At 38.4% G+C, this 7,163-nt stretch carries 6 protein-coding genes and 1 pseudogene; 4 read left to right on the top strand and 3 right to left on the bottom strand.

Annotated features, from left to right (window positions below; translation table 11 throughout):
* Positions 1 to 208 precede the first annotated feature (208 nt).
* Positions 209 to 808: a MarC family protein gene (locus tag NSB03_RS19460; RefSeq protein WP_022137989.1), complete on the bottom strand. Its 600-nt coding sequence runs from the start codon at positions 806 to 808 to the stop codon at positions 209 to 211.
* Positions 809 to 944: 136 nt separating this feature from the next.
* On the opposite strand from NSB03_RS19460, the gene NSB03_RS19465 reads away from it, so the two are divergent.
* Positions 945 to 1,607: a Crp/Fnr family transcriptional regulator gene (locus tag NSB03_RS19465; protein ID WP_024988730.1), complete on the top strand. Its 663-nt coding sequence runs from the start codon at positions 945 to 947 to the stop codon at positions 1,605 to 1,607.
* Positions 1,608 to 1,632: 25 nt separating this feature from the next.
* Here the strand turns inward: NSB03_RS19465 and NSB03_RS19470 are convergent, their stop codons facing one another.
* Together NSB03_RS19470 and NSB03_RS19475 are read right to left on the bottom strand one after the other, a co-directional pair.
* Entirely contained in the window at positions 1,633 to 3,726 is a 2,094-nt protein-coding gene (locus NSB03_RS19470; RefSeq protein ID WP_024988729.1) for a BT4734/BF3469 family protein, read from the bottom strand.
* Positions 3,727 to 4,440: 714 nt separating this feature from the next.
* A pseudogene (locus tag NSB03_RS19475) lies at positions 4,441 to 4,671 on the bottom strand (hemolysin D); the annotation flags it as partial.
* 148 nt (positions 4,672 to 4,819) lie between these two features.
* Between NSB03_RS19475 and NSB03_RS19480 the strand changes: the two are divergent.
* From NSB03_RS19480 to NSB03_RS19490, 3 genes are all read left to right on the top strand, one after another.
* Positions 4,820 to 5,353, top strand: coding sequence for a hypothetical protein (locus NSB03_RS19480; protein WP_024988727.1), 534 nt, complete (start codon positions 4,820 to 4,822; stop codon positions 5,351 to 5,353).
* A 181-nt stretch (positions 5,354 to 5,534) separates the two neighbouring features.
* Positions 5,535 to 6,179 (top strand): carboxypeptidase-like regulatory domain-containing protein, encoded by a 645-nt coding sequence (locus NSB03_RS19485; RefSeq protein ID WP_121767079.1) that lies wholly within the window; start codon positions 5,535 to 5,537, stop codon positions 6,177 to 6,179.
* Between the two features lie 218 nt (positions 6,180 to 6,397).
* Positions 6,398 to 7,051, top strand: a complete 654-nt coding sequence (locus NSB03_RS19490) for a glycosyltransferase (RefSeq protein WP_024988725.1) — start codon at positions 6,398 to 6,400, stop codon at positions 7,049 to 7,051.
* The last annotated feature ends 112 nt before the right edge of the window (positions 7,052 to 7,163 follow it).

Raw genomic sequence — 7,163 nt, forward strand, 5'->3', positions numbered from 1 at the left:
CCGAGTTTTGCCCGACACAGTTTTGAGAGTTGCTTTCGAGTATATTTTCTGTTGTTGTGAGCAGCAGCATGACGGAGGCTATGTGACGAATAAAAAACAGGTCGGTAAAGCCTATCTAACATAATCTCAGGAAAATTTAAACAGGCTCTAAAAACCACCAAATATAAAAAAAGAACAAGTAAAAAGCAAAAAAGAGGGAAAATAATACCTAGGATTTATGCAACGCTTCAATCAACAACGTAATATTTGCTGTAAACAGCCTTACGGAAATAGCCAACAGGATAATACCGAAAAACTTACGGATAAGATATATACCGCCTTTCCCGAGAAAACGTTCCACACGCCCGGTCATACTCACTACAAAGTAGACCCAAATCATATTCAAAACCAAGGCTATAATGATATTGATACTGGCATATTCCGCCCGAAGAGAAAGCAAAGTTGTAAAAGCTCCGGCACCTGCCAGCAAAGGAAAGACAAGCGGCACTAGAGTGGCTTCTTTGATAGGACCCTGGTTCTTGAAAATCTCAACGTCCAGAATCATTTCCAAAGACATAAGGAAGATAACAAATGCACCGGCGACAGCAAACGATTCAATATCTACATGAAAGAGTTTCAGCATCATATCTCCCGCATAGAAGAACCCTATCAAAAGGGCAAAAGAGATGACAGTAGCTTTCGTAGCATTCACATCCTTCCCTTTTTCCTTTAGGTTTATTATAATAGGTATGGAGCCTATAATATCTATTACCGCAAAAAGTACAATAAATGCACTGACCATCTGCTGCCAATCAAAACCTGCAAACATAATTCCCTCCTTTTTTTCTGCAAATATAATCTATTTTTATGCATTCAAACAATAAAAAAACAAAAAGAAAGGTCATATATTGACTGCAGTGTTGTATTATGAGTAAATTTGTACGATTAACAAAAGATTACGATGTATGGAAACGATGTTCGACACTTTGCTCCAATTGCCTTTATTTCAAGGACTTTGTCATGAAGATTTCACCAGCATACTGGATAAGGTAAAGTTACACTTTATCAAGCATAAAGCGGGAGAAACTATCATTGAAAGTGGCACTCCTTGTACACAACTCTGTTTCCTGCTAAAAGGCGAGGTTTCAATCGTCACAAATTCCAAAGAAAACATATACACCGTTATCGAACAGATAGAAGCACCTTACCTGGTGGAACCACAGTCGCTGTTTGGCATGAACACCCATTACACCTCTTCTTATGTAGCACATACGGAAGCACATACTGTCAGTATCAGCAAAGCATTTGTACTTAGCGATTTGTTCAAATATGAAATATTCCGCCTCAACTATATGAATATCGTGAGCAACCGGGCACAAAATCTTTACTCCCGTTTATGGAATGAACCCACGCCGGATCTGAAAGGCAAAATTATCCGCTTCTTCCTGTCACATTGCGAAAAGCCACAAGGGGAAAAGACTTTTAAAGTAAAGATGGACGATTTGGCACGCTGTCTGGATGATACGCGATTAAATATTTCTAAAACACTGAATGAATTACAGGATAGTGGTTTAATCGAGTTACACAGAAAAGAGATTCTGATTCCGGATGCTCAAAAACTACTTTAAAGGTTTGCCCTCACGTTGCTACCATTCATTCTATTTTCAGTAAATGATAAAGTGTCCCCTTAACGGACTTCCGGCAGGGAATATTCAGCTTCTGAAGCGCACGGCCAAACACAGCTACTTTATTGATAGCCAACTTGTCTCGTGTCTTCGTCTGCAAATAATTAAGAATCTGCATGGACGTCATCCATTCACCTTCCTCCCCTTCTTCCGCCGGACGGAAATAACAATGGAACAACTGTTCCAACGGGCTCGCCTGCTCAAATTCGCGGTTCGTCTGCTTCAAAATCTTTTCATCCTCATCATCCAGCCAGTAACGCTCACCCTTATAAATGGCTTCCATCGCCTGCGCGTAAAGCTGTTTGTAATTGATGGTAGCATTGGTTTTGATAGGAGCTATCACCTCAATGCAGATAAAACGACGGCTGCCACTGGGATCGGTAAGCAAATCTTTCTGATTGCTGGTGCCGATAAAGGAAGCATAACGACGCATTTCACGAATAGTATTGCCATGAGGCTTGCGCAAGTTAGCAACAGGCTTTTGCAACAAATGCTTCAGAAACCCCTGCTGACTGACATTGATCTGATCAAACTCATCAATGTTGATCAGAAAAAAACGTCCTAAATAACGCTCCGCTTCCTGCTTACTCTTGAAATCGATACTGTCCGTATAGCCGAAACGCAATTCGGGCGGCAGGATAATCCGGCAAAATGTTGACTTACGATACCCTTGCGGACCGACAAGCAAAGGTGAAGTACTGTTTCCATGCTGCCGATCTACCCCTCTCCAATGTGCCACCATGCTCAGAAACCAACGATAAAACAACTCCTGCCAGTACGGATTCGTGCATGGAACCAATCCTGCCAATGCACGGATACGGTCTTTCCCGTCCCAACAGCCGACATCATAAAGATATTCTTCTACAGGATTGTACAAAGGAACAAATTCTGAATTCAGGAAACGGTCTACATCACGATCCCAGGCATTGATGCCTTCTTTCAAGGCACAGATAGAGATACTGTTGCGCACACGTTTGTCCACGGGCTTAAAGTAAAAGTGGATGGAATCACGCTGGCGGTATTCCAGATCATCCAATACGGTGTTATAGCGGAATTCATAACGACGGTTCATAAATTCTTCCAGCAGAAAAGCCGCCTCCTGCTCCCTTCCGATGCTGTTTTTCTTGCCAAAACCCTTACATTCCTGATAAAGATTATGAATCGTCGAGCGTATGATTTGCTCATCTTCTTCCCGATAGTAATGAATGAGCGTCTGCCGCACTGCTTCTTCTTCGGGGATGCCCGCTTTGAAACAATGCTCGGCAAGGTGTACAAGCAAAGGTTGCAAATCATCTCCACGCTTCCAGTCTTCCATTTCCTGAAATGCCCTGTTCAACGCTGCTTCATAAATTTTCGTGAAAGTTTTCGCAGACTCATATCCCGGTTGCAGGCGCGACAAGAGATTCTTCTCGCCCTGCTTACGCTGCCGGAAAGTTTCCTCACCGGGCATCGTGAGCGGTTGTTCCAGACAGAAAGGAACCGCATCGGGATTATAATAAGGAGATTCGTCCAATGTCATGCGGCATTTCTGCGTCAGCACTGGTGCTTGCAGATTAATATCATAAGGAAGCATCGGCTGGTAGCACTTTACCGCCAGCCAGTAGGCATGGGCATGAAATAATTCCGCTTCCGCTTCTTTTTTGGGCAGTCCTCTGTCGTCCGGCAAGGCAAAACGCACCCATATCTTCACGCTACGGCCACTGGAACCACAGAATGCGGCAAAAGTCTGGGGCAAAAGCGCCGCCTGCCGTTTCACATATTCCATTTCGGACGGGCCTGCCAGCCGTTTCACTTCCAACTGTACCAGTCCGTTATAATGTTTCATTTTTCGTTCGCCTTCTTTAGTGCGGGTATATGCTACGGCAGAATAGATGTATGGCAGTTTGTCTATATGTTCGTACCGACTGTACGTACCTTCCAGCATCGGTATCAGGTTTCGCAAAGCCGTAATGTGTCTCGATTTTGTCTCCGTTTTCATTTTGTTGAATAATGTACCTGCTTCGCAGATGCTTAGAGCTTCTTTTCCACTCCCGCTGTCTTGTCTGATTAAAGTTATTTTCATCCTTTTTGTCTGTTTATCTACCAATATTGCTTATCATTTAATTCCTGTAAAGGTACGATATTATATGACGGCATACAAACTTTTCCTCTAATAAAAACAGGTTTTTTCCAGCATTAACCTTATAATAAAATGCGACATCAATCACGTATAGATGTTTCATTCCGTTCTTATCAGGAGCCCTCTATATCATTGTATCTGAATGGTTTGCAGTTTCCTTCAATTGCTTGTTTTGAAAACGAGCGTTCCTGATATAGGGAACACTCGTTTCCTGCCTTGGAACTGCCGTTCCCTTATAAAGGAACGGCAGTTTCCCAAGCAGGAAACTGCCACTTCGCCTATATGATTGGATTGACTTGACCGCATGAAATGTTTCAATGAACCTGATCTTTCAGGAAGCATTCAATCACATATCGGTCAATAATACGTGAGTTATCAGCTATTAACACCTGATTTCTCAGTTATTAATGGCTGAAATGACAATCGTTAATAGTTGACACATCAGATATTAACACCCTGTAAATCAAACAATAGCACCCAAGAAACGATGTGCAATACCCTGTAACAGAGTGAGGGCAAGCGGTTGCTCTCATACTTGCTACCACACTTACTGCCACACCCGAAACATCGATGAATAAAGGGATACAGGCGAATAGTGAGAGCATGAGGGCAAAAGTCATGTCAAATTCCTATGGAGCGTAAATTTGAGTATGAACTTTATTTAGTCCGATATCTTAAATTATCAAACAGGCGTTCTATCAACCGTCTGTCTTTTACAATCATATCGGCAGTTCCTCCCAACTCATATTTAAAGTCGAGAGTCTCTTCATAATTAGTTGTTAATCCGTTGGGCAATTCAACGTTAATCAAATATGTTTCAATGGTCTTTTCTCCTGTTTTCTGCGTTTGGGTGACCAAAGAGATAGAAGATACATATCCTTCTATATATCAAGTGATGCTGGTCCACAGTCTTTTGCATCCATTTGATACTCCCAGGGAAATTGACGTGTTTGCATAGAAAAAAGATTTATATTTCTCGCAAAGATGCGAAATTCATTTTTATATTTGCAGAATTACAAACTTAATTTTAATACTTATGAAGAAAAAATTAACAAGGGCACTCATTGATGAGATTCGGAAAGAGATGCCGGTACTTAGTGAAAAAGAAAGTAGAACTACTATTGGTGGAGGAAATATTGTTGGAATTAGAATTAACGGTGGATATCTTATAAGCTATGACTATTCTGATGTTGGAGGAGGAAAATTCACATCATATCAACCTGATAATGGAGGACAAACTATTATTTTTGATGGTGTAACATGTTCTTATGGAGATATTAATGGATGTGCATATCAACTCAATGGAATTCATGTCGGTGAATATCCTGAACATAACTTTGATATAGGTACAATGATCCATGAATATGGGCATTACTTACAAGAATCTGCCAGCGCAGGAACCGTTGCTTATGCCATAGTTGCAGGAATGGGTAGTGCAGGTGCTAATGCATACAACTATTTGGGTGGGAATTATTATGATTTTCCTACCGAGAAGAGTGCTAGTAAAGCAGGGCAAAACTATATAGACCAGAATTATCCAAATAGTGGCTATAAAGCAGAAGGGTTATAATATCTCTTATTGATTGAATATGACTTGGCAATAAGAATAAATATCAAACATAATTATTTATTTACGTCTACTTTATTTTTTAAGATAAAAGTTTCTATTGAAGAGTTGGCAATTATTGAAGACTCTAAAACTATTAAATAAAATCCCGGATGGTTTAACAATCTAATCTTAAAGTGGTATTATGAAAAAACATTTTATTTTTTTAGCCTTGTTGCTATTTTTACAGACTTCGTGTGATAGAGTTTTTATGATATCTGGACATATAACAGACGATTACGGAAGACCACTCGAAAATGCGGAAATCCGAACATCAGAGAATGTTACTATATATAGTGACTCATTAGGTTATTTTGAGCTCAACCTTTTTGGTCCTGGTTCTAAAAGTGATAAACTCGAAACATTAGTTTCCAAAGAAGGATATAAAACAACGTATTTTGACCTGAGTAATGAAAAGGATATTCATAATTTATCATTAAAAATAAAAGCATCTGAAGAAAAACTGGTAGCAACTTATTCAGAATCATTAGTTCGATGGTTTTATTGCATAAACTTAACAGTCATAAATTTGCTGGCCTTACTTACCATATGCTTTGTCTTATATAAAAAAGTTGAGTATAAATGGATTTGGCTACTTTTAATTCTGACTTTAAACATTACACTACAAATAAACTATATAAATGGCCATTGGAGTGTTGATATTGGCGGATTACCCTTTTATATCAAGTACTATGCTTTTTATCCCTTTACGATAAAAATAGTCTGTCCTATTGCGATCACATTATTTTGGATGAACTATTTTATTCAAAAAAAAAGACGAAAATATTGATTCATTCGGTTTCTACAGGAATTTGTGTGCAATAAAAGAACTATCTCAAAGGAGGAGAATTTGAAATTAACACAATAAAAGGAGCATACATTTAGAAACACCAAAGAAGGTGATATTACCAATTCTATATTATATAAATTAATATGTTGGTTGGATAAAATTAATGAATAAGCGCATCTGAAAAAGAAATTGGTACTTATAAAATGATATATTTATTGATGAATTTACAAAAAAATAAACAATTAATCAATTTTATGCTGTTGCATAGTTATTCTCTGACTAATTCAGGACTAATGTTTGGTAAATCAGGAATAGCTTTGTGCCTATTTGAGGCTGCTCGATTCTTTGAATATGAAAAATTAGAAGAATATGGTTTAGAGCTTCTCCAAGAAGCTATAGCGTGGGAAACAAGCGACTATTCATTTCAAAACGGGAAAGCTGGTATCATCTGTGTCGCTGAATATTTAATTAAAAATGAATTTATTGATGCTGATTTACAAGAACTATTCCTATGTGGACTGGCTAATGAACTAAAATCCGCTATAGGTGGAAATACAATTTTACATTTACATATTTTACCGTGGAAGTTCACTTTTGAAAGAAATGAGCAACTTTTCAATCGTTTATATAGTGATTTTTTGATTGAAAAGTATGATTCAATAAGCAAAAACACTATTGAAAAAATAGCATATAAACTATCGGATAAGATAATATGCGTATCTCATTCTGCGAAACAGTATATAACGTCTGTATTCAAAATTGAACCAGAAAAAATAGTCGTTATATTTAATGGATTGATGAATTTTAATACTGGGATTTTGCATTCGTATGAAAAAGAATCCGGATATTACAGTTTGTGGAACATGGGCTAAAATTTTCAGCAATAAGGGTAACGAAAGAAATGTTTTCGTAACCATTCTATTTTCCGCCTTGACACGCATCGCAACCCAGCATATCTTTGCGGCATAACCAATTACTAACAAA

Source organism: Bacteroides acidifaciens, assembly GCF_024623065.1.
GTDB lineage: Bacteria > Bacteroidota > Bacteroidia > Bacteroidales > Bacteroidaceae > Bacteroides > Bacteroides acidifaciens.